This is a genomic window from Pseudomonas laurylsulfativorans, from assembly GCF_002906155.1.
Lineage (GTDB): Bacteria > Pseudomonadota > Gammaproteobacteria > Pseudomonadales > Pseudomonadaceae > Aquipseudomonas > Aquipseudomonas laurylsulfativorans.
The window spans coordinates 303,009-329,815 of sequence record NZ_MUJK01000003.1; the positions used below are offsets into that span (position 1 = coordinate 303,009).

General features: G+C 60.5%; 22 protein-coding genes and 1 pseudogene. 16 read left to right on the forward strand and 7 right to left on the reverse strand.

Going from position 1 to position 26,807, the window contains the following annotated elements; all coding sequences use genetic code 11:
• Position 1 precedes the first annotated feature (1 nt).
• From B0D71_RS11815 to B0D71_RS11850, 7 genes are all read right to left on the reverse strand, one after another.
• On the reverse strand, positions 2 to 2,719 hold the full coding sequence (locus tag B0D71_RS11815; protein WP_103394920.1) for a nitrate reductase: 2,718 nt from the start codon (positions 2,717 to 2,719) through the stop codon (positions 2 to 4).
• Positions 2,719 to 3,036 (reverse strand): nitrite reductase small subunit NirD, encoded by a 318-nt coding sequence (nirD, locus tag B0D71_RS11820; protein WP_085723155.1) that lies wholly within the window; start codon positions 3,034 to 3,036, stop codon positions 2,719 to 2,721. The genes B0D71_RS11815 and nirD overlap by 1 nt, the downstream gene beginning before the upstream one ends.
• Positions 3,033 to 5,486, reverse strand: a complete 2,454-nt coding sequence (nirB, locus tag B0D71_RS11825) for a nitrite reductase large subunit NirB (RefSeq protein WP_103394921.1) — start codon at positions 5,484 to 5,486, stop codon at positions 3,033 to 3,035. Before nirB ends, nirD begins: the two co-directional genes overlap by 4 nt.
• Positions 5,487 to 5,776: 290 nt before the next feature.
• Positions 5,777 to 7,444 carry a bifunctional protein-serine/threonine kinase/phosphatase gene (locus B0D71_RS11830; protein WP_103394922.1) on the reverse strand — a complete coding sequence of 556 codons (1,668 nt, stop codon included), beginning with the start codon at positions 7,442 to 7,444 and terminating at the stop codon, positions 5,777 to 5,779.
• Between the two features lie 7 nt (positions 7,445 to 7,451).
• Positions 7,452 to 8,663 carry a nitrate/nitrite transporter gene (locus B0D71_RS11835; protein WP_103394923.1) on the reverse strand — a complete coding sequence of 404 codons (1,212 nt, stop codon included), beginning with the start codon at positions 8,661 to 8,663 and terminating at the stop codon, positions 7,452 to 7,454.
• A 339-nt stretch (positions 8,664 to 9,002) separates the two neighbouring features.
• Entirely contained in the window at positions 9,003 to 9,578 is a 576-nt protein-coding gene (locus B0D71_RS11845) for an ANTAR domain-containing response regulator (RefSeq protein WP_008048624.1), read from the reverse strand.
• A gap of 15 nt (positions 9,579 to 9,593) precedes the next feature.
• Positions 9,594 to 10,805, reverse strand: a complete 1,212-nt coding sequence (locus B0D71_RS11850; RefSeq protein ID WP_103394925.1) for a CmpA/NrtA family ABC transporter substrate-binding protein — start codon at positions 10,803 to 10,805, stop codon at positions 9,594 to 9,596.
• A 226-nt stretch (positions 10,806 to 11,031) separates the two neighbouring features.
• Here B0D71_RS11850 and B0D71_RS11855 point away from each other — a divergent pair, with 226 nt between their 5' ends.
• The 16 genes and pseudogenes from B0D71_RS11855 (at position 11,032) to B0D71_RS11930 (ending at position 26,807) form a co-directional block, all read left to right on the forward strand.
• A complete protein-coding gene (locus B0D71_RS11855) occupies positions 11,032 to 11,766 on the forward strand; it encodes an AraC family transcriptional regulator (protein ID WP_338066720.1) in 735 nt (244 codons plus the stop codon).
• Positions 11,767 to 11,770: 4 nt separating this feature from the next.
• Positions 11,771 to 13,426: a type III secretion system outer membrane ring subunit SctC gene (gene sctC, locus B0D71_RS11860; RefSeq protein WP_103394927.1), complete on the forward strand. Its 1,656-nt coding sequence runs from the start codon at positions 11,771 to 11,773 to the stop codon at positions 13,424 to 13,426.
• Positions 13,423 to 14,534, forward strand: a pseudogene (gene sctW, locus B0D71_RS11865) (type III secretion system gatekeeper subunit SctW). The gene sctC and the pseudogene sctW overlap by 4 nt, the downstream one beginning before the upstream one ends.
• 23 nt (positions 14,535 to 14,557) lie before the next feature.
• Positions 14,558 to 16,609, forward strand: a complete 2,052-nt coding sequence (locus B0D71_RS11870; protein WP_103394928.1) for an EscV/YscV/HrcV family type III secretion system export apparatus protein — start codon at positions 14,558 to 14,560, stop codon at positions 16,607 to 16,609.
• Positions 16,610 to 16,622: 13 nt separating this feature from the next.
• On the forward strand, positions 16,623 to 17,030 hold the full coding sequence (locus tag B0D71_RS11875; RefSeq protein WP_103394929.1) for an InvB/SpaK family type III secretion system chaperone: 408 nt from the start codon (positions 16,623 to 16,625) through the stop codon (positions 17,028 to 17,030).
• Positions 17,027 to 18,313, forward strand: a complete 1,287-nt coding sequence (gene sctN / locus B0D71_RS11880; protein ID WP_103394930.1) for a type III secretion system ATPase SctN — start codon at positions 17,027 to 17,029, stop codon at positions 18,311 to 18,313. The genes B0D71_RS11875 and sctN overlap by 4 nt, the downstream gene beginning before the upstream one ends.
• A complete protein-coding gene (locus tag B0D71_RS11885; RefSeq protein WP_103394931.1) occupies positions 18,310 to 18,780 on the forward strand; it encodes a type III secretion protein in 471 nt (156 codons plus the stop codon). Before sctN ends, B0D71_RS11885 begins: the two co-directional genes overlap by 4 nt.
• The gene (locus B0D71_RS11890) at positions 18,762 to 19,652 is read left to right on the forward strand and encodes a SpaN/EivJ family type III secretion system needle length determinant (RefSeq protein WP_103394932.1); all 891 of its coding nucleotides are present in this window, start codon (positions 18,762 to 18,764) and stop codon (positions 19,650 to 19,652) included. Before B0D71_RS11885 ends, B0D71_RS11890 begins: the two co-directional genes overlap by 19 nt.
• Complete coding sequence (locus tag B0D71_RS11895; RefSeq protein ID WP_103394933.1) at positions 19,649 to 20,572, forward strand: FliM/FliN family flagellar motor switch protein; 924 nt, start codon at positions 19,649 to 19,651, stop codon at positions 20,570 to 20,572. The genes B0D71_RS11890 and B0D71_RS11895 overlap by 4 nt, the downstream gene beginning before the upstream one ends.
• Complete coding sequence (locus B0D71_RS11900) at positions 20,569 to 21,228, forward strand: EscR/YscR/HrcR family type III secretion system export apparatus protein (RefSeq protein WP_103394934.1); 660 nt, start codon at positions 20,569 to 20,571, stop codon at positions 21,226 to 21,228. The genes B0D71_RS11895 and B0D71_RS11900 overlap by 4 nt, the downstream gene beginning before the upstream one ends.
• A gap of 9 nt (positions 21,229 to 21,237) precedes the next feature.
• Positions 21,238 to 21,492: an EscS/YscS/HrcS family type III secretion system export apparatus protein gene (locus tag B0D71_RS11905; protein WP_020795892.1), complete on the forward strand. Its 255-nt coding sequence runs from the start codon at positions 21,238 to 21,240 to the stop codon at positions 21,490 to 21,492.
• A gap of 4 nt (positions 21,493 to 21,496) precedes the next feature.
• Complete coding sequence (gene sctT, locus B0D71_RS11910; protein WP_103394935.1) at positions 21,497 to 22,303, forward strand: type III secretion system export apparatus subunit SctT; 807 nt, start codon at positions 21,497 to 21,499, stop codon at positions 22,301 to 22,303.
• The gene (locus tag B0D71_RS11915; protein WP_103394936.1) at positions 22,278 to 23,312 is read left to right on the forward strand and encodes an EscU/YscU/HrcU family type III secretion system export apparatus switch protein; all 1,035 of its coding nucleotides are present in this window, start codon (positions 22,278 to 22,280) and stop codon (positions 23,310 to 23,312) included. The genes sctT and B0D71_RS11915 overlap by 26 nt, the downstream gene beginning before the upstream one ends.
• Before the next feature lie 119 nt (positions 23,313 to 23,431).
• On the forward strand, positions 23,432 to 23,923 hold the full coding sequence (gene sicA, locus B0D71_RS11920; RefSeq protein WP_103394937.1) for a type III secretion system translocator chaperone SicA: 492 nt from the start codon (positions 23,432 to 23,434) through the stop codon (positions 23,921 to 23,923).
• A complete protein-coding gene (gene sctE, locus B0D71_RS11925) occupies positions 23,916 to 25,685 on the forward strand; it encodes a type III secretion system translocon subunit SseC family protein (RefSeq protein WP_103394938.1) in 1,770 nt (589 codons plus the stop codon). The genes sicA and sctE overlap by 8 nt, the downstream gene beginning before the upstream one ends.
• 24 nt (positions 25,686 to 25,709) lie before the next feature.
• Positions 25,710 to 26,807, forward strand: coding sequence for a cell invasion protein (locus B0D71_RS11930; protein WP_103394939.1), 1,098 nt, complete (start codon positions 25,710 to 25,712; stop codon positions 26,805 to 26,807).

Genomic DNA, 26,807 nt, shown 5'->3' on the forward strand with positions numbered 1-26,807 from the left:
CTCACGAGAAGACGGTGATTGGCCGCGCCTTGGCGGCCAGCAGGCGTTTGATTTCCGGAACGCAGGACCCGCATTGCGTGCCGCAACCCAGTTCTTGCTTCAGTCCCTGCAAGTCCAGGCCACGGCCGATGCCGGCGCAGATCTCGTTCTGGCCGACGTTCTTGCAATTGCACAGGATCTTGTTCGTGTTAACGGGCGCGTCGAGGTTGCCCGGCGGTGCGCTCAACGGCGCAAGCAGCCAGCGCCGCAGTTGCTGGTCCGCGCGACCCTCGAGCCACAACCCCTGCAACCAGTGTTGGGCAAGGGTTTCACCGGCCAGTCGAATGGCAGTGATCCGACCATTTTCGATGCGTACGCGCTTGCCAATGGCCCGTCGAGGATCGTCGTAAGCCAGCACCGGGCCGTCATCAAGCGCCAGGCTTTTATCGATTTCGCTGAGCAACTCTGCCGAAGGCGCTGAAGTATTGGCAGCCCGTACAAGCAGAGCAGGGCGTTCACGACCAACCAGGCTGAGGCTGACGTAGGAAAACGCCTCGCAGAGCGGTCGTAGCGTCTCAAAATGCCGTTGAACATCGCCCTCGATCAGTGCGAACAGTTTCCAGGGCAAATCCACCGGGTCCAGGCGAACACCGCTGTGTTTGAGTTCGGGCTGTTTCGACAAAGGATCGAATGCGGGCAATGTGAGGTTGTTCACCCCGCCCTTAAGAAAGCGGTCGCCCCAATGCATCGGCAAAAAGGCCTGGCCCGGGCGCACGCAGTCATCGCTGGCAACCGCAACGATGACTGCGCCGCGCCGGCTTTTCAGGCTGACCAGATCCCCAGGCTGCAAGCGATGGCGGCGTAGTTCATCCGGGTGCAGGCTCACCTGTGCTTCGCTGACATGGCCGAACAGTTGCGCGGCGGTGCCGGTGCGGCTCATGCCGTGCCATTGATCGCGCAGGCGCCCGGTGATCAGGGTCAGCGGGAAGCGTGCATCGCGTTGCTCCTTGGCGGCGCGGTATGGGTCGGCCACGAACTGCGCGCGCCCATTGGCAGTGGCAAATATCCCGTCGACGTACAGCCGTGCCGTGCCTTCAACGGCACCCGCAGGGAAGGGCCACTGCTGCGGGCCGAGACGATCGATCAGCGCATGGCTGATACCGGACAGATCCAGATCGCGACCTTGAGTCAGTTGTTTGTATTCATCAAAGACCTGAGCGGGATTATCAAACCCAAACAGGCTGGCTTGGCCAGGACGCAGGTATTTCTCCAGGCGTTGTGCGAAATCTATCGTAATTGCCCAGTCCGGCCGCGCCTCGCCCGGTGCGGCGATTGCCTGGCGTACGTGGGAAATGCGCCGTTCGGAGTTGGTTACGCAACCTTCCTTTTCCCCCCAACTGGCGGCGGGCAGCAGAAGGTCGGCGAACTTCGCGGTTTCAGTGGTGCGAAAGGCTTCCTGCAACACCACGAACGGGCAGGCCTGCAAGGCGGCGCGCACGGTCGTCTGGTCCGGCATGGATTGCGCGGGGTTGGTGCAGGCGATCCACAATGCCTTGATCTTGCCGCTGCGCACTTGCTCGAACAGCTCGATCGCGGTGAGCCCGGGATTTTCCGGTAGTTGCTCGACGCCCCAGTAGGACGCCACTTGCGCACGATGTTGTGCATTGGCGGCATCACGGTGGCCGGGCAGCAGGTTGGACAAACTGCCGGTTTCCCGCCCGCCCATGGCATTTGGCTGACCGGTGAGGGAGAAAGGTCCGGCGCCGGGGCGACCGATCTGCCCGGTGGCCAAGTGCAGATTGATCAGTGCACTGTTTTTCGCGCTGCCGGCGGTGGACTGGTTCAAGCCCATGCACCACAGCGACAGAAAGCTTGGTGAGGTGCCAATCCATTCGGCACATTGCTGCAATTGCTCGACGCTGATTCCGCAGAGCTGCGAAACCATTTGCGGCGTGTAGTCACGCACCAGGTTTTTCAGTTCGGTCAGGCCGTCGGTGTGGTCCCGGATGAAGTCACGATCAACCCAGTCTTCCCACAGCAGCAGATGCAAAATCCCATGGAACAAGGCGACATCGGTACCCGGCAAAATCGCCAGGTGCAGGTCAGCCAGATCGCAGGTGTCTGTACGACGCGGGTCAATGACGATGACCCTCATCTGCGGCCGGCGGGATTTGGCTTCTTCCAGCCGCCGGAACAGCACCGGATGGGCGTAGGCCATGTTGCTGCCGACGATCATCACGCAATCGCTCAACTCCAGGTCTTCGTAGCTGCAGGGCGGCGCGTCGGCACCCAGGCTGCGCTTGTAGCCGACCACCGCCGAGGACATGCACAGGCGAGAGTTGCTGTCGATGTTGTTGGTGCCCACCAGGGCACGTGCCAGCTTGTTGAAGGCGTAGTAGTCCTCCGTCAACAGTTGCCCGGAAATGTAGAACGCCACGCTGTCCGGCCCATGTTCGGCAATGGTCGCGGCAAACACGCTGGTGGCGTGATCGAGTGCGGTATCCCAGTCGGTGCGGTGGCGGGCCAGGTCTTTGCCGAGGCGCAGTTCGGGGTACAGCGCCCGCGCCGTCAAGTCGCCGGTCAGATGCAGGGTCGAGCCCTTGCTGCACAGTTTGCCGAAATTGGCCGGGTGCGTCGGATCGCCGCTGACGCCGAGGATGCGTGAACCGTCGTGCTCGATCAGCACGCCACAGCCGACCCCGCAGTAACAGCAGGTGGATGCAGTGATCTGGCGGTCCATCAGCCTGCATCCCGCAGGGCCAGCATCACTCGGCCATTTTCAACCCGGGCGAGATGGTGATGGGCACAGCCGATGTCCGGGGCCAGGGCTTCGCCGCTTTGCAGGTCGATTTGCCAGTTGTGCAACGGGCAGGCCACCCGCTTGCCGTAGACCAGACCTTGGGACAACGGGCCGCCCTTGTGCGGGCAGCGGTCGTCAAGGGCGAACACTTCGTCGTCGCTGGTACGAAAAATCGCGATGTCTCCCTTTGGCCCGGCGATGATCCGCGAGCCCAGGGCATTGATCTCTTCCAGTGCGCAGATATCCAGCCAGTTCATGCCAGCACCTCCAGGTTTTTCACGGGGATGACGTCGAATTCTTTTTTCAGCTGGGGCTGTTCCAGGCGTTCCTTCCACGGGTCCTGTTCGAACGACAGGGAGAATTGCAGGCGATCGTTGAGCGCCTTGCGACGTTCCGGATCTTCCAGCACGGCTTTCTTGATGTGTTCCATGCCGACCCGTTGCAGGTAGTGCACGGTGCGTTCGAGGTAAAAGGCTTCTTCGCGATAGAGCTGCAGGAATGCACCGTTGTATTCGCGGACTTCTTCGGCGGTTTTCAGTTTGACGAAGAACTCCGCGACTTCGGTCTTGATCCCGCCGTTGCCACCGATGTACATCTCCCAGCCGGAGTCCACGCCGATAATTCCCACATCCTTGATGCCGGCTTCCGAGCAGTTGCGCGGGCAACCGGAGACAGCCAGTTTCACCTTGTGCGGCGACCACATGTTGAACAGGTCATGTTCCAGTTCTATGCCCAACTGTGTGGAGTTCTGCGTGCCAAAGCGGCAGAACTCGCTGCCAACGCAGGTTTTCACTGTGCGGATGGATTTGCCGTAGGCGTGGCCGGACGGCATGTCCAGGTCTTTCCATACTCCCGGCAGGTCTTGCTTGCGGATGCCCAGCAAGTCGATGCGCTGGCCACCGGTGACCTTGACCATCGGCACGTTGTATTTGTCGGCAACGTCGGCAATGCGCCGCAGCTCTGAAGGATTGGTCACGCCGCCCCACATCCGCGGGACGACCGAATAGGTGCCGTCTTTCTGAATGTTGGCGTGGGCGCGCTCGTTGATCAGGCGCGATTGCGGATCGTCCCTGGCTTCCCCTGGCCAGGTGGAAATCAGGTAGTAGTTGAGCGCCGGCCGGCAGGTGGCGCAGCCGTTGGGGGTGCGCCAGTTCAGGTAGCTCATGGTGCCGGCGATGGTCAGCAGGTGTTGCTCGCGGATGGCCTGGCGGATCTGCCCGTGGTTGAGGTCGCTGCAGCCGCAGATGGCTTTTTCGCTTTTCGGTTTGACGTCCGCCGCGCCGCCCACGGTGTTGATCAGGATCTGCTCCACCAAACCCGCGCACGAACCGCAGGAGCTGGCAGCCTTGGTGTGTTTCTTCACTTCGTCGACACTGAACAGCCCGTGTTCCTGAATGGCCTTGACGATGGTGCCTTTGCACACGCCGTTGCAGCCGCAGACTTCGGCCGTATCGGCCATGCTCATGGCTTTGTCCTGGCCCTGATGTCCTACGTCGCCCAGGGCGTTTTCACCGAACATCAAGTGATCGCGGATCTCGCCGATGGCGTGGTTTTCACGGATCTGCCGGAAATACCAGCCGCCATCGGCCGTATCGCCGTACAGGCAGGCGCCGACCAGCACGTCGTCCTTGATCACCAGTTTCTTGTAGACCCCGCCAATCGGGTCCGAGAGGGTGATGGTCTCGGTGCCTTCACCGCCCATGAAGTCGCCGGCGGAAAACAGATCGATGCCGGTGACCTTCAGCTTGGTCGAGGTCACCGAGCCCTTGTAGGTGGCAAAACCGAGTTGGGCGAGGTGGTTGGCGCAGACTTTGGCCTGTTCGAACAGCGGCGCCACCAAGCCATAGGCGATGCCGCGGTGGCTGGCGCACTCGCCGATGGCGTAGATCCGAGGGTCGTAGGTTTGCAGGGTGTCGTTGACCAGAATCCCGCGGCTGCACGGAATGCCGCATTTCTCCGCCAGTGCGGTATTGGGGCGAATGCCGGCGGCCATCACTACCAGGTCGGCGGGGATGATGTCGCCGTTCTTGAATTGCACCGAACCGACCCGGCCGTTGCCCGCGTCGTGCAAGGCCTGGGTCTGTTCGCACAGACGAAAGTGCAGGCCGCGAGATTCCAGCGCGCTTTGCAGTAGCTGGCCGCTGGTCTTGTCCAGTTGCCGCTCCAGCAACCACTCGCCGATATGCACCACGGTCACGTGCATGCCCCGCAGCATCAGGCCGTTGGCGGCCTCCAGGCCGAGCAGGCCGCCACCGATCACCACGGCGTGCCGGTGGGTTTTCGCGGTGTCGATCATGGCCTGGGTGTCGGCGATGTCGCGGTAACCGATCACGCCGTCAAGGGTGTTGCCGGGAATGGGCAGGATGAAAGGCGTCGAGCCGGTGGCGATGAGCAGGCGATCGTATTCGGCTTCGCTGCCGTCTTCGGCAATGACCCGGCGCTTGACCCGGTCGATTTCCACCACTTTGCGGTTGAGCAGCAGCTTGATGTTGTTGTCCAGGTACCAGTCCAGGTCGTTGAGCACGATCTCTTCGAAGGTCTGTTCGCCCGCCAGCACCGGCGACAACAGGATGCGGTTGTAGTTGGTGTGGGGTTCGGCACCGAAGACCGTGATGTCGTACAGCTCTGTGCTCAGCTTGAGCAGTTCTTCCAGGGTCCGGACCCCGGCCATGCCGTTGCCGATCATCACCAGTTTTAGTTTTTTCATCAGGTTCTCCGGGGAGCTCAGGTCTGCCTCATCAGGGTTCAGGCCATGCTCGAGAAATTTTGCGCAAACAAAAAAAGGCGTCCCGCTAGTTGCCTAGCGAGGACGCCTTTGTCCTGGTCCCGTTTTCTCGGGAAGTGCGGCCTTCGTCGTTGAAGCCCGCGCTTTATGTCTGTTGCATGAGCTAATGCAGCGGTTGTGCCAAGTCGCTCAGGCCCCTTGTTTGTTGGCTTTTATCCCGTTCGCAAGGGCAGAACCGTGAGGGAATGCACCGATTCAAAGCGCGTTGCCCGCTAATGGAGCGCAACCACCAGCAACACAAGGTTGAGCAGCAACGATACCAGGGCCAAGGTCCGCCAGACTTTCAGCGGCTCGCGTTCCAGCAACGGCTTGGGGCGCACACTCAAACTGCGCCTTTCGCCCTGTTCGATCAGTAGTAACCATTCTTCCGCCGTTTCGAAGCGTTGATCGGGGGCTGCCGCCACGGCGCGCTCCAGGCTATGGGCGATCCAGTCCGGCAGGTCGGGCCGGTAGCGGCTGGCGTTGACCGGGAGACCAAACCTGGGGCGCTGGAACGCTTCGATTTCGCCATAGGGATAGTGCCCGGTGAGGAGGAAATACAGGGTCACACCGACAGCGTACAAGTCCTGCCGTGGTGTCGGCATTTCGCCGCGAAAGGCTTCGGGTGCGATGTAGCTGGGTGTGCCCGGCAGTGCCCAGGGCAGGTCTTGCGAGAGGCCGGGGCAGTAGGCGAGGCCGAAATCCAGCAGGCGCAACTCACCGTCGTCCCCCAGCAACAGGTTTTCCGGTTTGATATCGCGATGCAGAATCTGCCGCCGATGCAACAGACCGACCGCCCGCAGCAAGCGCTCAGCGATGTCTTGCCACTGGGGCAGCGGCAAGGGGCCGCTTTGCTCATGCTGTTGCGCCAGGGTAGCGCCCGAATATTCACGCATCACGTAGTACAAATGCTGACGCTGACTGGCGGCATGGACTTCAGGGAAATGTCGACCGGCCACGCGTTTGAGAAACCACTCTTCCGACAGTAACGCTTGCCCGGCCTGGTGATCGTCGTGCAGGCGCCCCGGCAGGGTTTTCAGCAGCCAGGGTTGTTGCTGACTGTCGCGCACGCGATAAAGAAGCGATTGCTGACTTTGCGCAACGATCCCTTCGACCTGCCAACCCTCGAACGCCTGACCCGGTTTCAGGGCTGGCGGCAGTGGCCATTGCTGCAAGTGAATCAACGCATCGCCAATGCTCGCTTCACCCAGGGCATCAACCCGCACCAGTAAGGCGCTGGCGTTGTCCTGACTGCCTGCCAGATGCGCGGCACTGACCAGGGTTTGCGCGGCGCTGTGCAAGTCCGGTTGATCACGCAGGATCGCGGCGATGGCGGTATCGCCCAGGACCGCCCAGATGCCGTCGCTAAGCAGGACGAAGCTTTCATCGGGGCGCAATTCACCGTCGAGAAAATCAAGCACCAGATGTTGATCGAGGCCCAGTGCCCGTTTCAGCACATGTTGCATGCCCGGTTGGTCCCAGACGTGATCCTCGCTGATTCGCTGCAACCGATCGGCATGCCAGCGATACACCCGACAATCGCCGACATGGGCCAGGGTAAAGCGCCGGCCGCGCAGGACCAGCGCACTGAGGGTGGTCAGCAGCGGTTGTCCGCCGCCATTGGCCTGCAACCAGCGGTTCTGCGCCAGTAGCAGGCGATCAAGTGCCTGTGCCACGCCCCAGGTTTCCGGCGTGGCGTAGTAATCCAGTGCCAGGGCCTGCAGCGTCGAGCGGGCAGCCAGGCCGCCATCGGCGCACTGGCTGACACCGTCGGCGATGGCGAACAGATATCCTTTGCTCGCCGCCAGCGCCGGGCCTGGCGTGACCAGGCGCAGGGCATCCTGATTTTCCTCGCGCGGACCGATGGCGCTGGCTTCGGCGAAACTCAGTTGCAGGCTCATCGAGACGTCAGACCCGCGCAGCCGTCACGGCGGCCGAACCCCAGGTGGTTCTCCAGCGCCGTTTTACACCGTGCAGACCGAACCAGGCCAGTACGCCAAGGCTGGCGAACAACCACAGCGCCAGTTGATAGCTGCCGGTGCTTTGTTTGATCGCACCCATGCCGGCCGCGAGGGCAAACCCGCCGATGCCGCCGGCCATGCCGATCAGGCCGGTCATCACGCCGATTTCCCGGCGAAAACGCTGCGGCACCAACTGGAATACCGCGCCATTGCCTGCACCCAGACCGAGCATGGTGCAGACGAAAAGTGCGAGGGCGGCGTAGGAATTCGGCAGGTTGAAACCAACTGCGGTAATGCAGATCGCCGCGACGGTGTACATCGCCAACAAGGTTCGAATGCCACCGAAACGGTCGGCCAGCGCACCGCCCAAGGGGCGCATCAGGCTGCCACCGAACACGCAGGCGGCGGTGTAGTAACCGGCAGTGACCGGGCTCAGGCCGTACTGGTCGTTGAAGTAACCGGGCAGGGCGCTGGCCAGGCCGATGAAGCCGCCGAACGTCACGCTGTAGAAAAACATGAACCACCAGCTGTCACGATCACCCAGGGCCTTGAAGTAGTCAGCCATTGACTTGGCTTTTGGCCGCTCGGGAGCGTTTTTGGCCAGCCAGGCGAAGACGATCAGGGCCAGAATCAGCGGAATCAGGGCAAACCCGAATACGTTGCTCCAACCAAACGCCGCCGCCAGCACCGGGGCGATCAAGGCGGCGAACACCGTTCCTGAGTTCCCCGCGCCGGCGATACCCATGGCCTTGCCTTGATGCTGCGGCGGATACCACTGCGAGGCCAGGGGCAGGGCGACGGCGAAAGAAGCGCCGGCCATGCCGAGGAACAGACCCAGCAGCAATGCTTGCTCGTAGCTGTGGATACCGAGTTTCCAGGCGCCGAACAGCGCGCAGATCACGATGACCTGACCGATCAGGCCGGCGGTTTTGGGCGACAGCCGATCAGCCAGCATCCCCATCACGAAGCGCAACACCGCCCCGGCGAGAATGGGCGTGGCGACCACCAGCCCGCGTTGCTGTGTCGTCAGGTGCAGGTCGGCGGCGATTTGCACCGCCAAGGGGCCGAGCAGGTACCAGACCATGAAGCTCAGGTCGAAATAGAGGAAGGCTGCGAACAATGTGGGGGTATGGCCGGATTTCCAGAAGCTTGAATTCATCGCGCACCTCAGCTGTGAAGAGTCTCGGAAGGAGTCATGAGCTTGCAGGTGGGGCGCCGCTACGGCCGCACCACCGGCCCCGTGCTGTGGGGCCAAAACGAAAAAACGCCGCCACCCGATCCGCCAAGGGCAAATGAGGTGAGCGACGTCTTTGTCGTAGGTGGGGCAACCGCCGTTGGTTACCTGTATCGATTACTTAGCGAGATTTGTGCCAACACTCGAAATCGAGCCGCTGCCATTCGCGAGCAGGCTCGCTCCCACAAGGGCGTTGCGTTGAACACAAATCACCTGTGGGAGCGGGCTTGCTCGCGAAGGCGATAGAACATTCACCACAGGGTTTCAACCGAGCAATTCACTCATGGCAATAATCTGCTCCGCCACTTGAATCAGCTTCTGCTGGCGGCTCATCGCCTGGCGGCGCATCAGGGTGTAGGCCTCTTCCTCATTGCAGTCCTTCATTTTCATCAGCAGCCCTTTGGCCAGCTCGATGCGCTTGCGCTCGGCCAATTGCTGGTCGCGGGCATGCAATTGGGCTCGCAAGGCCTGGTCGCTTTCAAAGCGCGCCATGGCCACATCGAGAATCGGCTGCAGGCGTTGTGCGTGAATGCCTTCGACAATGTAGGCACTGACCCCGGACTTGATCGCCTGGCGCATCACATCGGGGTCATGTTCGTCGGTAAACATCACAATCGGTCGTGGCTGGTCGCGAGTCACCAGCACCACTTGTTCCATGACATCGCGCCCCGGTGACTCGGTATCGATCAGAATCACATCCGGACGCACCGTTTCGACGCGTTCGGGCAAGTCGATGGTCAGGCCGGATTCATCGATCACTTCGAATCCGGCCTCGGTCAGGGCGGCCTTCAGGCGTCCGACTTTTTTCGCGGTGTCGTTGATCAGCAGGATACGCAGCATGTTCGTGGTCTCCTGTCAGCGGCTGGCGGATCGGTGCGAGCTGTCGCTCATGGCGTGCAGTTTGAAGCTGCGGGCATAACCGGCCGGGTCCGAGCCGTCCCAGATTTTGCCGTCGATCAACTGACTGCTGCGCATTTCCTCGGCTGACGCATTGACGCCGACGGCACTGGCAGCCTCACGGTAGAGGTCCAGTTGCTGCACTTGCCGGGCCACCGCGAGATAGTCAGGGTCCTCACGTAACAGGCCCCAACGGCGGAACTGGGTCATGAACCACATGCCGTCGGACAGGTACGGCAGGTTGACCTCGCCATTCCCGTGCAAGCGCAGCGCGTGCGGGTCTTGCCAGCGATGGCCAAGACCGTCGGCATATTCGCCCAGTAGGCGCGGTTCGATGCAGTCCAGTGGTGCGTCAAGGTACTGCTCGGCACTGAGCAATTGTGCAGTGCTGCGACGGTTCTCGGTGCTTTCTTCGATGAAGCGACTGGCCTCCAGAACCGCCATCACCAATGCCCGGGCGGTATTGGGGTATTGCTCGACGAACGCGCGGGTGCAGCCGAGGACCTTTTCCGGGTGATCGGGCCAAAGGGTCTGGGTTGTGGCCAGGGTAAACCCCAGCTCCTGCTGCACGGCGCTGGCAGACCAGGGTTCGCCGACGCAGAACCCGTCGATACGTCCGGCTCGCAGGTGCGCGACCATTTGCGGTGGCGGCACCACCACGCTGTCGACATCCAGTAGCGGATGAATGCCCTGGGCGGCGAGCCAGTAATACAACCACATGGCGTGGGTGCCAGTAGGAAACGTCTGAGCGAAGGTGAGTTTTGGGCGAGTTTGGTGCACGTGCCGGTCCAGTGCCTCAGGACTGGTCACCCCCAGTGCTTGCAAGCCGCGGGACAGGTTGATGCTCTGGCCGTTCTGATTCAGGCCCATCAACACGGCCATGTCGGTCGCGGCCACGCCACCAATGCCCAGGTGTACCGCGTAAATCAGACCATAGAGGCTGTGGGCGGCATCGAGTTCGCCGTTGACCAGTTTGTCCCGCAGATTGGCCCAGGACGATTGGCGCTTGAGGTTCAGGGTCAGGCCATAGGGTTGGGCGAAACCCTGAGTGGCGGCGACCACCACCGAGGCGCAGTCGCTCAAGGCCATGAAACCGAGATTGATTTCGGTTTTTTCCGGGGCATCGCTGCCATTGACCCAGGCCAGAGGGCCGGCTGACGGTTCGTTCATCGATTTCACACCTTGCAAAAAAAACGTCGTTCCAGATCCTGCACGAGCAAGGCCGGGTGACGACGTCATTGTCCTGGTACGCATTCCGCCATTGGTTTGCGTGCTGATGCGTGAAAGGGTGCAAGGCATATGCCAGCCCGGATTTCATCATGTTTGCATCAGGATTCGACACGCCCCGTCCTACATCCTGCCGGCCTACATTGTCAGGCCGCGAAAGGAGGTTGGCGTGCCCATCCAATCACTACACGCCACACGTGCCACTCATACCCGCTCCTGCGAGCGGCTGCTGCATCTGCATGTAGACCAGTCCGCCGTTTGTCTGGCCCCGGCGCAGTGCGTCCCGGCCTGCTGCCTGCCGATGGGCTGGGAAGGGCTGATTGCGGTGACCAGCGGATTTGAGGTCAACGGCAGTATGCCGACCCTGCCCATTGCCCAGGCACCGCTGGTGAAATTGCAGGTGTTCATCGATCTGGGCCATGGGCCGATCACTCAACGAGACCGTCAGGCACCTTGGGCGGCATTGCCAGTGCCTTTTTCACAGGTTCAGTCGGAACAGGCGCTAGAGCGCTGGTACCTCGAGCAGGCGATGGCTGGCAGTGCGGCCTACCAGGCTTTTGCCAGTGTGTTGCGGCGGACTGAGAGATACGGGCTTGTGCGCTTTTTGCTGGATCAGGGCACCCACAGCGAAAAACTGACCAACCTGGCGCCGCGCTATGGGGTGTCGGTGTCGCATTTTCGTCGATTGTGCCGGCAGGCGCTCGGTACGGCGCCCAAGCCTGCATTGCGCGGTTGGCGGACGGCCCAGGCGCTGTTGAATATGAGTCTGCAAAACAGTTCCCTGACGGATCTGGCGCTGGAGTTCGGTTTTGCCTCTTCTTCGCATTTCTCCAAGGAAGTTCGCGAACTGGTGGGTTTCACCCCCAGCAGCCTGGCCGACATTACCTACCTTCCAGGCAAGTGAACCGATGAACCACGCCGTTCAATCCTTGTATGTTTTGCCCTTCTGGCTGGCTGCCCTATTGATGCTGGTGCCCTGTACGGTGCGGGCGAATGCCGATCAATACGTGGCTCGCGAACAGAGTGTGCGCACGTTTTTTTCGGAGTTGTCCGGGCCGTTGGGCAAACCGGTGATCATCAGCAAGGCTGCCTCGGCCAAGCGGATCTCCGGCAGCTTTGACCTGCGCGCGCCGCAACGGACCTTCGAGCGGGTCAGCGCACAGATGGGGTTGATCTGGTACAGCGATGGCCAGGCGATCTATCTGTATGACGCCGCGGAAGTGAAAAGCTCGATGATGTCGCTGCAGACCCTGACCGTGGCCAGGCTCCAGGCGTTTCTCGAGCGGTCCGGGCTGCTCGATGGCCGTTATCCATTGCGCCATGACGGCCAGCGTACGTTCCATGTGTCGGGACCGCCGATGTATGTCGATCTGGTGGTGCAAGCGGCCGGTCTTATGGATAACCAGCGCTCGGAACTGTTGCTGGGCAGGCAGCAGATCGGTGTTATCCAGGTGCACAACACTTTTGTCAGTGACCGTAAATACGAGCTGCGCGATGACAAGGTGACCCTTCCCGGGCTGGCCACCGTGATCGAGGATCTGTTGCGCGGCGAGAAGCGCGAGGTCGAGCCGGCCGTGGCGCAAGCCCCGACACAGCGAGCGCAGGGGGCGATGCCGGCGTTTCCCCTGGAAGGCCTGGCGACCACATCCTCCGATCAGGACCCGACCGCACCGCAGATCATTGCCCGGGAGATGGCGGCCGGAAACATTCGCGTGGTGGCCTATCCGGACACCAACAGCCTGCTGGTCAAGGGCTTTCCGGAGCAGGTGCGCTTTATCGAGAATCTCGTGAGTGCACTGGACACGCCGAAACGACATGTGGAGTTGTCGTTGTGGATCATCGATTTGCACAAGGACGAACTCAATCAGTTGGGCATTAACTGGCAGGGCGCATTGAAGTCCAGCGGGACATTCACTGTATCGCTCAACGCCGGCTCAGCGACCACCCTTGATGGCGCTTCGTTCGTCGCCCAGGTCATGGCCCTGGAGCGCACCAACCGAGCGAATGTGGTCTCGCGTCCGGTGATCCTGACACAAGAGAACGTGCCGGCGATCTTTGACAACAACCGCACGTTTTATGCCCCGCTGGTGGGGGAGCGCAGTGTCGATTTGCAGCACGTGACCTATGGCACGCTCGTCAGCGTTCTGCCCCGTTTCGCCCAGGCGGACGAAATTGAAATGTCACTCAATATCGAAGACGGCAACGAAGTAGAAAAACCTGACCGGGACAAGCAACCCGGCAGTTTGCCAACGGTCGGGCGCACACGGATCAGCACGGTGGCGCGGGTGCCCCAGGGCAAGAGCCTGTTGGTCGGCGGTTTCACCCGCGATGACAACAGCGAGCAAATCGGACGGATACCGGTACTGGGTTCGATTCCGTGGATCGGGCGATTGTTCAGTTATCGGCAGAACCGCTCGGCCAATACGGTGCGGGTGTTCCTGATTCAGCCCAAGGAAATTCTCGACGCCCTTGAGACCGCCGCGGTTGAGCCGGACGCGCGATTGCTGAGCCCGCAACAGCATGAACGGGTGCGTCGATCCTTTTTCCGGGCGACAGAAAAATGATCCTGCCACCGATTTCCACCGGTGGGCGAGCGGCCCAGGCACGCTTGAATGCCGAGAAGGCCGCTCAGCATCCGCAACCGCAGGTCGAGGCAGAGCTTGATCTTGACGACGGCACAACGGTCGACGTGGCCCGGCGCTTTGTACAGATCAGCGATGAAATGTCCGCAGCCTTGACCCAGTTCCGTGGCCGGCGGCAGTTCGAACTCAAGTCCGATGCATTGACCGACTCCTTCGAAAGAGTCCTGGAGGACGATACCGTGCCCAAGGCACGGCAGGTGCTGAGCCTGGCGCGGCTGGCGGACAAGTCCAACAGCTGGTTGCTGCAGATGGTACGCAACCTGTTTCCCGACGATAGCGACCTGGCATTGGTGCTGCGCGAACTGCTGCGCCGGAAAAAGCTCGAGATACGGACTCGTCAGCGGCTTGAAATGTTGCTGCAGACGGTGGTTGCCCAAGGCTCCCCCAAGCGCATGAGTGCCGGGATCAATACCGCCCTCAAAGCCAGAATGTTCGGTGCGAGCATGACGGTGCGCGCAGACATGTTGCGCGAGACCTACCGGGATTTTATCGAGTCCGACAGCGGGTCGGTCAGTTGCTATCAGGACTGGATCGCGTTGTACGGTCCGTCGCAACGCAACGCAGCGCTGTGCTGGCCTTCATTGAGGCCGCATTGCTGACCGACATCAGCGCCCAGGACCCCAGTTGTTCGCACGTGGAGTTCGGTCAACTGCTGGCCCGGGTGAACGACCTCAAACGCCTGCGTTCAGCCGATGACCTGTTTATCCGCGGCCTGCTCGGTGATGCACTCATCTGCCGGCACAACCCCGATGAGCCCGACTGGCTGGTATTCCTGTTCGGTGTGCTGACCTACCCCGATGATCTCGACCAGCTGTTGCTCGGCGTCCTGGGCGAGCGCGTGCTGTTGAGTGCGCACCATGAGCGTTCGATGGTGCTGCACAAAGTGCGCCGGCTCAGCCTGCAATTACCGGCGCCGCTGTTTGCCGATGAACAGGCGCCGCTGCGTCTGGCAGAGCAGTTCACGCGCCTGGCTGACATTGCCTATGCCCTCGAATGCATTGAGCGGCGTCGTCCCGGCGGCAGCTCATGACTTTTTCCCGGAACTGACCCGTCATGCTCAATGTGTTTTTGCGCAACGTCAGCGCTCGCCCGGAGCTGCTGATCCTGTCGCTGATGGTGATGATCATCGCCATGCTGATCATTCCGCTGCCGACGATGCTGGTGGATTTTCTCATCGGCCTGAACATCGTGATTTCGCTGCTGGTGTTCCTGGGGTCGTTCTACATCGAGCGCATCCTCAGTTTCTCGACCTTTCCGGCGTTGCTGCTGTTGACCACCCTGTTTCGCCTGGCGCTATCGATCAGCACCAGCCGGCTGATCCTCAGCCAGGCTGATGCGGGGGAGATCATCGCCTCCTTCGGTGAGTTCGTGATCGGTGAAAGCCTGGTGGTGGGCTTCGTGATCTTTTCCATTGTCACTATTGTCCAGTTCATCGTGATCACCAAGGGCTCGGAGCGGGTGGCCGAAGTCGCGGCGCGGTTCTCGCTGGACGGCATGCCCGGCAAGCAGATGAGCATCGACGGCGACCTCAAGGCTGGCGCCATCACGGCCGAGGAAGCCAAGGAAAAGCGCAGCGTGCTGGAGCGCGAAAGCCAGTTGTACGGCTCGTTCGACGGCGCGATGAAGTTCATCAAGGGCGACGCCATCGCCGGCATCATCATTATTTTCGTCAACTTCATCGGCGGCATGGCCATTGGCGTCGGGCAGATGGGCATGGACCTGTCCACAGCGTTGTCGACCTACACCCTGCTGACCATCGGCGATGGGCTGGTGGCGCAGATTCCGGCGTTGCTGATCGCCATTGGCGCCGGCTTCATCGTCACCCGCGTCAACGGCGATGATGCCAACCTGGGGCGCAACATGCTCGCCCAGATGCTGGGTCATCCGTTTGTGCTGGGGGTGACGGCGCTGCTGGCGGTGGGTGTCGGCCTGTTGCCCGGCTTTCCGCTGCTGACCTTCCTGCCCATCGCCGCGGCCCTGGCACTGCTGCTGTTCGTACGCCGACGCCAGGCCTCCAGGGCCGAGGGCCAGGGTGACAGCCGGCCATCGTCGACGCAGGGTGAAGCGTTGCAGACCAGCTCGGGCCTGCTCGAGGACATCGACAATATTGCCACCGAAACCATCCCGCTGATGTTGTTGGTGCCCACCGCGCGTCTCGACGAATTGACCAGGGCCCGTTGGGCAGCGCGTTTTCGCAGCCAGTTTTTCGTCGATTACGGACTGCGCATTCCTGAGCCGCAATTGCGCGCCAGCGAAGCCTTGCCGGCGCATCAAGTGGCGGTGCTGATCAACGAAGTGCGCGCCGAGCAATTCGATATCCATTTCGATCACTGGCGGTTGCTCGACTACTCGCCGGAACTGGAACCCATGGGCTTTGCCCTGGTGCGCGGCAGTGACAGCAATCGCCTGGGCGGGGTGTGGGTCAACGCCACCGACCGGGAACGGGTGCAGCAATTGGGCTATCACCTGCGCCCGGCGGACGAGGAATGCTACCGCTGCCTGGTCACCTTGCTGGCGCGCAACATCCAGGAGTTTTTCGGCGTGCAGGAAACCAAGCAACTGCTCGACGAAATGGAAACCCGCTGCCCCGATCTGCTCAAGGAAGTCTATCGTCACGTCACCGTGCAGAAGATCACCGAAGTGCTGCAGCGCCTGGTCGGCGAGCGCATTTCCGTGCGCAACATGAAGCTCATTCTTGAGTCCCTGGCCCATTGGGCGTCCCGGGAAAAAGACGCGTTGGCGCTGGTCGAGCACGTTCGTGGCTCGCTGGCCCGCTACATCAGCAACAAGTTTGCCCAGGGTAATGACTTGCGGGTGTTGCTGTTGTCGGCTGAGTTCGAAGAGGTGGTGCGGCGCGGGATTCGGCAAACCTCGGCCGGCAGTTTCATCAACCTCGAGCCGGCCGAATCCGAAGAGCTGATGGATCGCCTGAGCGTCGCCCTGGACAGTGTGCACATTGCTCAAAAGGACATGGTGCTGCTGTGTTCGGTCGATGTACGGCGCTACATCAAGAAGCTTATCGAGGGGCGTTGTCGCGAGCTGGACGTGATGTCGTTCGGCGAAGTCTGCGAGACCGTCTCCGTCAATGTGATCAAAACCCTGTAAGGAAACCCCGCAAATGATGTCAATGGATATTGCCGATCTGTTGCGCGAAGCGCTGCGTCATAGTGGCTGCATGGACAGCCAGATAGGGCATTTTGATAGTCACAGCACCATCGAAATGCAGATGAAGAATCTGCCCGATATCAACGTGGGGATGGTCGATGGCGATGCCTGGGTCTGGACGACAGTCGCAGAAGCGAACCCGGGTGCAATGAACCATTGTGCCGTCGATTTGATGCAGTTTTTGTTGGAGGGCAATGCTTTTTCCCGCACCGGGCAATTGCACCTGTGCGTCGTTCAGGAACGACTCGAACTGCGTTTGATGGCCAATGCCCACGCCCTCGGCGACGCTGAACACTTCGCGCAAGCCCTGGATGCTTTCGTGCAGGCAACCGAAACGCTGTGCGAACTGTTACGTCGATGAACGCCCGGCTGGAAAGGCATGCGGCCCATCCCTTGCGCTTGAGCGGTCCCTTGATCGAAGCCGCTTTGGGCGATGTGGTAGTGGGTGAGGTCTGCGAAGTACGGCGGCACTGGCGCCTGCCTCAGGTCGTGGCCAGGGCGCAGGTCATCGGCTTCAAACCCGACGCTGTTCTGCTCACCTTGCTGGGTGATGCGAAAGGTTTGTCCAGGGAATCGATGATTGTGCCCACGGGCTCGACCCTGCAACTGGCCTGCAGTGACGCCTTGCTCGGCAGCGTAGTCGACCCTCAGGGCACTATCGTCGAGCGTCTGGCACCGTCTACGGCACTGGCGCAACAGGACTATCCGGTGGATGCCGACCCGCCGTCGTACCAGCAGCGGCGCCCGGTGGCGGAGCCGCTGCACACGGGTGTTCGAGTGATCGATGGTTTGTTGACCTGCGGTGTCGGTCAACGCATCGGCATTTTCGCCGCCGCCGGCTCCGGCAAAACCACCCTGATCAATATGCTGATCAATCACACGGATGCGGATGTTTTTGTCATCGGCCTGATCGGCGAGCGCGGCCGCGAAGTGACCGAATTCATCGAGCATCTGCGTCAGTCTGCAATACGCTCACGCTGCGTGGTGGTGTTCGCCACGTCGGATTTTTCTTCGGTGGATCGCTGCAATTCGGCGCTCCAGGCCACCGCCATCGCCGAGTATTTCCGTGACCAGGGCCAGCGTGTGGTGTTGTTGCTGGACTCGTTGACGCGCTATGCCAGGGCCCGTCGCGACCTGGCCCTGGCGGCGGGTGAAGCACCGGCGCGACGGGGCTATCCGGCCTCGGTGTTCGATGCCTTGCCGCGCCTGCTGGAACGACCGGGTGTGACCGCGTCCGGCAGCATTACCGCCTGGTACACGGTGCTGCTGGAAAGTGACGACGAGCCGGACCCGATCGCCGAGGAGATTCGTTCGATTCTCGACGGACACATCTACCTCAGTCGAGCCTTGGCGGCCAAGGGGCACTACCCGGCCATCGATGTGTTGCGCAGCGTCAGTCGCGTGGCGACGCAAGTCACCCCTCCGCAGGTGCAGCAACTGGCGGCGGCGACTCGGGATACGCTGACGCGGCTTGAGCAGCTGCAGGTTTTTCTCGACATGGGCGAGTACAGCCCAGGCGCGGACACCGCCAATGACCAGGCACTGCAACGCCGCGCAGCCCTCGATCAGTGGTTGCGCCAGCCCACGGGCGAATGCTGTGAACCGGACGAGGCCCTGGGCCAATTACAGGGGCTCATGGCATGAATCCACTAGCCGATCCTCTTCGCCTGTTGGCGCTCAGCCAGTTCCGTCGGCAACGCGCGGAACTGCTGATAACGCGTACCCGGCAGCAACTGCAGCCGCTGGTGCAGGAACGGGCCGCTTTCGACGGACAAGAAGCGGCGCTAAACAGTTTGTTGGCCAGCCATCGCGCCAGTGACTGTGTGCTCGATCACGGGCAACTATTGGCGCTGTTGCGCAGGCAGGCGGTCATTCGGCGGCAGATCAATCTGGTGCGCCTGGAGCGCGACCGGGTCGATCAGCAGTGCCGGGAGATTGAGCAAACGTTGCAGGCGCAGCGCGAGCAACTGCGGTTCGCGCAGCGCAAGCACGACAAGTACGAGGGGGCTGTTCAGCAGCTGTTACGCAGGCAACGGCTGGAGCAGGTGCGCCGGGATGAAAGAGAAGTCGAAGAGATGAACGGAGTTTCGCGATGCGCAATGTATCTTTAATTTCGCCCTTGCCGGTTCAACCCTTGGACCCCGTCACCGAACAACCGATGGATGAGTTGCACGACAAGCTGTTGCCGGTGCAGGAAGAAGAGTTGCCACAAGGTGTTCTGGAGCTGATGGCGCCGTTGATCCTGCGTCATCGGCCCCTGATGGACACAGGTCGCGCAATCACTGTGCAGGCGATGGTCGCGCTCCCGGAAAAGCTGGCAGCTGAACTCGACGAAGTACGGCCGCTCACACCGGCGTCTCCTCCACAAGCGCAGCCGCTGTTGAGTAAACCTGTGCAGCCTCGGTTGTTGTCACCTCTGGCTGACGTTGCGCCTGTTGTCGACAGAATTGTCGCGTCGGCACCGATAAACCTGGCGACTCCGACCATTATTGAATCAGGGCCGATCCAGCCCTCATCAAACATCGTCGAACCGCTCCCGGTCGAACGTGCCGCCAGTGCAGGTGAGCCCCAGATACCTGAGTTCGAAGGGCAAAGGCCCGAAGCCTTATCAAGCCTCCCGACCGCACGCCATGTGCTGACAGTTGCATCACCCGCGGCCTCGGCGCCCGCAATGCCGCCGGCACCTGATGCCCTCGACCCGATCATCGAAACCTTGTTGGTTGCCGACCGGGGCTTGCTGCAGGTTCCGTTCAATAAAGGAACTGTCAGCGGGCGAGTGACGATCAGCCGTGTGGCCGATGAGCCCACCCGCAACCTGCAACTGAGCCCGAGCAATACCCAGGTTTTCGAACAACTCAAAGTGTCGCTGGAACACGTCCGCGAACCCGCCTGGCGCCTGACCGATAGCGACGGCGAACAGCAGCGCCAGGGCTCGCGGCAGCCGCCGGACGACGAGCAGGCCGAAGACGGGCAGGGCGCATGAGCGCACTGAAGTTGCGCCGGATCGACGCTCGGGCGCATGCCGCCGCGCAAGCGATACGACGCTGGCGGAGCGCGGATGTCGACGCCGGTTCAGGTCATCCGCCAGGGCAATCGGGCTACCTGTGTTTTCGCGCATCAGGCGAGGGTGGGGAATGGTGGGGTTTGATCGACGCCCGTGACTGGTTGCATCGATCACTTCCGGGTTTGCGGTCGTTACTGACGGTCGAGTGCTCGCTGATGAACATCGTCGAACTGTTCCGCGCGGTGCCGCAACCCTTGCTGCTGAAGGTAGACGACTTGCACTACCAGCAAGTATCCGACGTCGAAGGCGTCCTTCCCGGGCAATTGCCGGCGCAAGAACTGCCATGGCTCGACACGCCTCGTGGGCGCCTGTGGCTGACCCGATTGCCACCGGTACGGGCCGCCAGCCTGCCCCTGGACGCCGACTCATGGCTGAGCGATTTGCCGCTGCGCCTGGAGCTGATGCTGGGGTCGAGTCACCTCAGGCATGGGATACGGCTGAAGGCGGGTGATGTCCTGCGAATCATTCAGCGTTCGCAACGATGCTGTCTGGGGCATCAATGCCTCGGCGTTTTCACCTTTACTGAACAGGGGATACACATGCAATCGACCGCGACCGGCGCCCAAGGCTCGGCGGATTCCGATCCCGATGTTGACCTCGGCGCTTTGCCGGTGCGTCTGCAATTCGTCCTCGCGACCCAGGACATCGACCTGGCCACGCTGTCGCGGATCATCGGAGGACAACTGATCCCGCTGGCGGACGATGCGGCGCGGCACATCGAAGTGCTCGCCAATGGCAAGCCGGTGGCCCGTGGCGAACTGGTGCAACTGGAAGAGCAGTTGGGTGTGGAGTTGCTCGAGGTCTATCGCGACGGCTCACTGGACGGAATGCCGCGATGAATGACGTTTCGCTGATCGCGCTGCTCGCGTTCGCTTCACTGCTGCCGTTTCTGGTGGCGGCCGGCACTTGCTACATCAAGTTTTCCATTGTCTTTGTCATCGTGCGTAACGCCTTGGGCTTGCAGCAGGTGCCCTCGAACATGGCCCTCAACGCGATTGCCTTGATGCTGGCGATTTTCGTGATGACACCTGTGATGAAACAAGGCTATGGCTATTACAAGGAAGAGCAGGTGGCCTTTACCGACATCGAGTCAGTAGTCAATTTCGCCGAGAACGGCTTGGGCGGATACAAGGATTACCTGCGTAAATACACCGACCCGGAGCTGGCGCTGTTCTTCGAGCGGGCACAAGCGGTGCAGAGTGAGTCCGACAGCGGTCTGCCCGCCGATGAAGAACTCATGCCGTCGCTGTTTTCCCTGCTGCCGGCCTACGCATTGAGTGAAATCAAAAGCGCCTTCAAGATCGGCTTCTACCTGTATTTGCCGTTCGTCATCGTCGATCTGGTGATCTCAAGCATCCTGCTGGCGCTGGGCATGATGATGATGAGCCCGGTGATCATTTCGGTACCGATCAAATTGGTGTTGTTTGTTGCACTGGACGGTTGGGCGCTGCTGTCCACCGGGCTGGTCAAGCAATACCTGACTTTGCTGGCGTAGGGGCGGTCCATGAACGATCTGGTCTATGCCGGCAATAAAACCCTGTACCTGATCCTGTTGATGGTGGCTTGGCCGATCATTGTCGCCACGGTGGTCGGCCTGGTGGTCGGGTTGATTCAGACCGTGACCCAATTACAGGAGCAGACACTGCCGTTCGGTTTCAAGCTGTTGGCGGTCGCCGCGTGCCTGTTCCTGCTTTCGGGCTGGTATGGCGAAACCCTGCTCGATTTCAGCCGTGAAGTCATCCGTCTGGCGTTGGGTTAGCGCGATGTCGGTGACATTGTTTTTTGACCTGCACGCCTGGTTCGCTGCCGCCATTCTTGGGGTTGCACGCCTCGCGCCGATTTTTTTCATGCTGCCGTTTCTCAACAGTGGCGTGCTCACGGGCGTGCCGCGCCAGGCTGTCATTGTGCTGGTGGCGACGGGATTCTGGGCCTATGTGGGTGTGCCACTGCCTGCGCTCGATGGATTGGCGTTCTTTGGTCTGGTGTTGCGTGAGGCTGGCATTGGCGTGCTGCTTGGATGCCTGCTGTGCTGGCCGTTCTGGGTATTGCACGCCATGGGCAACCTGATCGACAACCAGCGCGGGGCAATGCTCAGCAGCACCGTAGACCCGGCCAACGGCGTCGATACGTCGGAGTTGGCAAATTTTCTCCAGTTGTTCGCCGCGGTGGTTTATCTCGAAGGCGGCGGCATGTTGCTGATGCTCGAAACCGTTGGCCACAGCTACCGTATTTGCACGCCGGCCAATGGTTGTGAGATGCACCTGCCATCCGTCCTGAGCCTGCTCGATGCACTGGTGAGCAAGACGCTGGTGATCAGCGCACCGGTGGTGGCCACGCTGCTGGTCAGCGAAGCGTTGCTTGGCTTGCTCTCGCGGTACGCGCCGCAAATGAACGCATTCTCGGTGTCGCTGACGGTCAAGAGCCTGGTAGCGCTGGTGGTGTTGATGCTGTATTTCGGCGTGCACCTGCCGGATGAAGTGCTGCGCATGGGCATGAAATCCCATGGGCTGGAGCGCTATCTGGGTACCGACGGGGAGGTCGCCGATGTCGTCCAGCGCCTCGAAAACTGAGAAGCCCACCGCCAAGCGACTGCGCGATGCGTCACGCAAAGGGCAGACGTTCAAGGCCAAGGATCTGGTGGTCACCTGCCTGACCCTCTGCGGCATCACTTACATGGTATTCAACAGCTCACTGTTCGAGGTCATGGAAGTCTATCGGCGCATCATCGCCAGTGACTTTGACGCGGACCTGCAAGCGTACTCGGCGATGCTGGTGTTGGTCGGGATAAAGGCATTGCTGCCGTTGTTGCTGGTGTGCGTGTTGACCAGCGCATTGCCTGCGCTGTTGCAAAGCGGCTTTGCGCTGGCCAGCGAGGCCTTGAAGCTCAATTTCGGTGCGCTGAACCCGATCAATGGCTTCAAAAAACTGTTCAGCCTGCGCACGGTCAAGGACACGGTCAAAGCGTTGTTGTACCTGGGCAGTTTTGCCATGGCGCTGTGGATCGTCTGGATCACGCAGCGGCAACTGTTGTTTGCCCAACTGTTCACTCAGGCACCGGAGTTGTTCGCAATCTGGGGGCACTTGTTACTGGTGTTGGTGTTGGCGTTCCTGGGATGCGTGCTGCTGATCGTCGTGCTGGATGCGCTGAGCGAATACTGGCTGTTCATGAAAGATCAAATGATGGACAAGGATGCGGTCAAGCGCGAACACAAGGAGCAGGATGGCAACCCGGAAATCAAGGGACGCCGTCGCGACCTGCACCGGGAGCTGCTGTCGGAGCAAATCAAATCCGATGTGCGCAGCTCACGAATGATCATCGCCAACCCGACCCATATCGCCATCGGGGTGTACTTCCGTCCGGAAATCACCGTGTTGCCGTTCATCTCCCTGATGGAAACCAACCAACGCGCCCTGGCGGTACGGGCCTATGCCAAAGAGGTCGGTGTGCCGGTGATCAACGACATTGCCCTGGCCCGACGAATCTTCAAGACCCACCAGCGCTACAGCTTCCTTCAGGTGCAGGAAATCGAAGAAGTATTGCGTCTGTTGATCTGGCTCGAGCAAGTCGAGAACGCCTGATTTCCACCTTTTTCTTTTTCTTCCGAACGTTGGCATGAGCGCAATTTGGCAGCGTGCTCACCCGCGCTTTGGCTCAATGCAGTCGTCAGCAGCGCTGACGTTTTTCAGGAGTGTGGCTGATGAGTCGCGACAAACAACAAGATGAACAACTGGCCCTCGACGTCGTGGATGCAGTGCTCGGTGGCGCGGCGTTGAAAGACGTACAAGGCATCAGTGACGAGCACATGAACAGCCTCTACGCCTTCGCTTTTCAGTTCTATGAACAGGGACGGCTGGATGATGCCGAGAAGTTCTTTCACTTCCTGTGCATCTACGACTTTAACAACAGCCATTACTGGATGGGGTTGGCCGCCGTACATCAACTCAAGCAGAACCACCAGAAAGCGATTGATCTGTATGCGATCGCCTTCGCCCAAGGCAAGAACGACTACCGGCCAATGTTGCATACCGGCCAGTGTCACCTGGCGCTGGGCAAGATCGGCAAGGCCAGATTGTGTTTCGAGTATGTGCTGGAACAGGCCACAGAAGACGATCTGCGCGAACAGGCTCGGGTGTATCTCGACACCTTGAGTCACATTGAAAAGGACTGTTCGGAGACTGAACATGAGTGAAATCAGAAGTACTTTCAACCCGGTATTTTCGGGCCCGATAGCTCGAAACGAGGCCTTTGAAAAATATGGCAAGGCCGCCAGCCAGGTCGCCAGGACGGCCGATTATCAGAAGGCCGGCCAAGACGCGTTGGCCCGCCTGATGTCGGTGAGTTACGAAGGCCAACACGGTGCAGCCAACGCCAATTCGGGCCGGCCCGTGCTGCACGCCCCACCACCACGCGCCGATGGCAACAAACAGGAAACCAACGGTGATCTGTTCACGCTATTGATGGCGATGATCAGTGAGCTGCTCGGCGAGGTCGACGTCAACAAACTGAAAAATCGCATGGCGATGTTGCAAAGCATGGCCGGTGCCAGGCAGCAAGGGCATGAAAAACTGACGGCTGAATACACCGCAGCCGTCGAGGCGCTGGAGGCTGCCGAGGGCGAGATCGGGAGCAGCCAGGAACGTCTCGATCAGTTGCAGGAACGGGTTCGGCAGGTCCAGGGACAGCTGGATGAGAGTGAAGGACGGCTGGCGGGGCTTGATCCTGAGTCACCGGAATACGCGAGCGAACTGGCGCTGCGCGACAAGCTCAAGAGTGAGCTGACGGGCCATACCCAAACACTGCAAAAGGCGACGGATGCCCACCTGAAACTGATCGAGTTCGCCAACGCCTGCGCCAGGACACTGGCCGTGGTGGCGGTGAAGGTGCAGGAAGCCGGGCTCGGCGGACCTTCGGTGAAGGAGGCCAACGAAAAGGCGCTGAGCAGCAGCGCACTGGCACTGCTGAACCGCTTGAAGATCATCGAATTGCTGGGTGATGCAGCGCAGAACAAGGAGGAGGTCAATCAAGAACTCTTCCTGGAGCTGCAAACCAGGCTTCAGGAGCACATGAAGCTTGAGTCGGAAAAGTATCTGGAAGAAGTCCGCAAGGCCGAGGCGTTGCAGAAGACCATGGGCTGCATTGGCAAAATCGTCGGTGCGATTTTGACCGTCGCGACCATCGCCGCCGGCGTGTTGACGGCCAACCCGGTGTTGATCGCGGTGGGTGTGATTGGCGCGGCGATCATGATTTCCGACGCCGCGGTTCAGTCAGCAACCGGTGTGTCGTTCATGGCCGAAGCCATGAAGCCGCTGACCACGGTCATGCAGGAAGCCATCAAGCTGTTCACCGAGATCTATACAAAATTGCTGGTGGCATTTGGTGTCGACCCAGAGACCGCGAAGGACATCGCACAAATCGCCGGCATGATCCAGGGCATTGCCGCAACACTGGCTGCCGTTGCATTGGTGGCCGTGGTCGGGGCACAGGTGATTGGGCCGATGGTCGGCGCCATCGCCTCAAAACTGTCTTCGATGATTGCCAATGCCGCGCCCGCCGCCATGCAGGCGTTCAAACAGGCGGCTTCTTCGGTCGGTAACTCACTGACCCAGATGCTGACCCAGTTGCGCGGCTTCATCACCCATGGCGCCGATGCCGTGTCCCTGGCCCGTTACGGAGCCAATCTGCAGATTGCCCAGGCCGTTACCGAGTTCGGCAATGTGGCCGTGCAGGGCGGTTTGCAGGTTGCTAGCGGCCATCACCAGGCCCAGGCCGCCGTGCACTTGGCTGACGTGCGGGTGCGCATGGCAATCAGCGAAGAAATCTCGGCTTACCTCACTCGATTGGTCGAAGACTACGGCCAGGCGATGCAGGTCCGTACTCGACAAATCGAACAGGTCTTTGCCGACATGCAACGCAGTCATACCGTCAGCCTGCAAATGGCCCGGCACGTTTGAATCAATGATTAAAGGAAATTTGGCATGTCTACCATTCACACCACGATCAGGCCTGCTCCAACGGTATTGACTCACGACCCGGTCAACGATGCAGGGCTGAGCGAGTTGGTCGCTCAGGAGCAATTTTCCAAGGACCTTAAAGGCAAGCGTCTTTCTGGTTCGGCAATCGATCAACTCGCGGCGAAGCAGGTACTCCAGAACATTAACCTCACGGCCCCTACGGCTGCGGAACTCGAAAGCGCCATCGACGCCTACCAGCCGAGCGAAGCGGACTGGCAAGATTTCGCTTCGGCTTCGATGATGCTCCCTGATGAAGTGCTCAACGATCTGATGTTCGATCCAGGCGCTTGGGAAAAACATGCCAATGTATTGATCGCTGCAATTATTGCGCTGAACATCGCCAGGGTCGTCAACGCTCAACTGCGTGGGCATTTTGGTGTGATGGCGGCCGAGGCGGCCGAGGCCCAGGGCGCGGCCATTGTCGAGTCCGGCAATGCGGCCTTCTACAGTGCCGTTACCGCCGCCGTCGGGTCCGGAGTAATCGCCGGTGCCGCCTTCTTGAAAACGGGTCAAGGTCTGGGGCTCAAACATGCGGATATCAACCTGCACAAACGCAATGCCCTGGATGCCGGCAATATCAAGAGTGACCTCGAGCAGCATCGCTCCCGCAATGAATGGGACCCGCAAGCCACCTACAAGATAAAAACCTTCGATGATGTCGGCCGGTCGACTTCAGTCGATTTCAAACCCAAGGGCTCGACCTTGACGCCTCAGGAGCAGGCATGGTTCGACGGGGAAATCCTCAAGGCGCAAAAGGTTGGTCAAACCTCCGACTGGCTGAGCCAAATGGGCAGCAAGGGCATTGAGAAGAAACTGGAAATCGGTCGCTCGCTCAGCGCCATGTCGATGAACCTGGGCCAGGTTGTGTCCAGCCTGGTTCGTATGGCCGAACACGCGGCGCGGGAGAAAGAAGTCGTGCAGCAGAGTGCACAAAATACCCAGAAAAGCTTGAGTGACGAGGTCGGTCAGAAAGACTCGGCCGATGCGGCTCTCTTGCAAAAAATCATGGACATCGTGATGCAGCTTTTTCAATCACGCCTTGAAATTTTTAGAAACTTCTAA

Coding starts and splice junctions, on each gene's coding strand:
- B0D71_RS11815 (WP_103394920.1), bottom strand. CDS start 2,719: ATGGACCGCCAGATCACTGCATCCACCTGCTGTTACTGCGGGGTCGGC.
- nirD (WP_085723155.1), bottom strand. CDS start 3,036: ATGAACTGGCTGGATATCTGCGCACTGGAAGAGATCAATGCCCTGGGC.
- nirB (WP_103394921.1), bottom strand. CDS start 5,486: ATGAAAAAACTAAAACTGGTGATGATCGGCAACGGCATGGCCGGGGTC.
- B0D71_RS11830 (WP_103394922.1), bottom strand. CDS start 7,444: ATGAGCCTGCAACTGAGTTTCGCCGAAGCCAGCGCCATCGGTCCGCGC.
- B0D71_RS11835 (WP_103394923.1), bottom strand. CDS start 8,663: ATGAATTCAAGCTTCTGGAAATCCGGCCATACCCCCACATTGTTCGCA.
- B0D71_RS11845 (WP_008048624.1), bottom strand. CDS start 9,578: ATGCTGCGTATCCTGCTGATCAACGACACCGCGAAAAAAGTCGGACGC.
- B0D71_RS11850 (WP_103394925.1), bottom strand. CDS start 10,805: ATGAACGAACCGTCAGCCGGCCCTCTGGCCTGGGTCAATGGCAGCGAT.
- sctC (WP_103394927.1), top strand. CDS start 11,771: ATGAACCACGCCGTTCAATCCTTGTATGTTTTGCCCTTCTGGCTGGCT.
- B0D71_RS11870 (WP_103394928.1), top strand. CDS start 14,558: ATGCTCAATGTGTTTTTGCGCAACGTCAGCGCTCGCCCGGAGCTGCTG.
- B0D71_RS11875 (WP_103394929.1), top strand. CDS start 16,623: ATGATGTCAATGGATATTGCCGATCTGTTGCGCGAAGCGCTGCGTCAT.
- sctN (WP_103394930.1), top strand. CDS start 17,027: ATGAACGCCCGGCTGGAAAGGCATGCGGCCCATCCCTTGCGCTTGAGC.
- B0D71_RS11885 (WP_103394931.1), top strand. CDS start 18,310: ATGAATCCACTAGCCGATCCTCTTCGCCTGTTGGCGCTCAGCCAGTTC.
- B0D71_RS11890 (WP_103394932.1), top strand. CDS start 18,762: ATGCGCAATGTATCTTTAATTTCGCCCTTGCCGGTTCAACCCTTGGAC.
- B0D71_RS11895 (WP_103394933.1), top strand. CDS start 19,649: ATGAGCGCACTGAAGTTGCGCCGGATCGACGCTCGGGCGCATGCCGCC.
- B0D71_RS11900 (WP_103394934.1), top strand. CDS start 20,569: ATGAATGACGTTTCGCTGATCGCGCTGCTCGCGTTCGCTTCACTGCTG.
- B0D71_RS11905 (WP_020795892.1), top strand. CDS start 21,238: ATGAACGATCTGGTCTATGCCGGCAATAAAACCCTGTACCTGATCCTG.
- sctT (WP_103394935.1), top strand. CDS start 21,497: ATGTCGGTGACATTGTTTTTTGACCTGCACGCCTGGTTCGCTGCCGCC.
- B0D71_RS11915 (WP_103394936.1), top strand. CDS start 22,278: ATGTCGTCCAGCGCCTCGAAAACTGAGAAGCCCACCGCCAAGCGACTG.
- sicA (WP_103394937.1), top strand. CDS start 23,432: ATGAGTCGCGACAAACAACAAGATGAACAACTGGCCCTCGACGTCGTG.
- sctE (WP_103394938.1), top strand. CDS start 23,916: ATGAGTGAAATCAGAAGTACTTTCAACCCGGTATTTTCGGGCCCGATA.
- B0D71_RS11930 (WP_103394939.1), top strand. CDS start 25,710: ATGTCTACCATTCACACCACGATCAGGCCTGCTCCAACGGTATTGACT.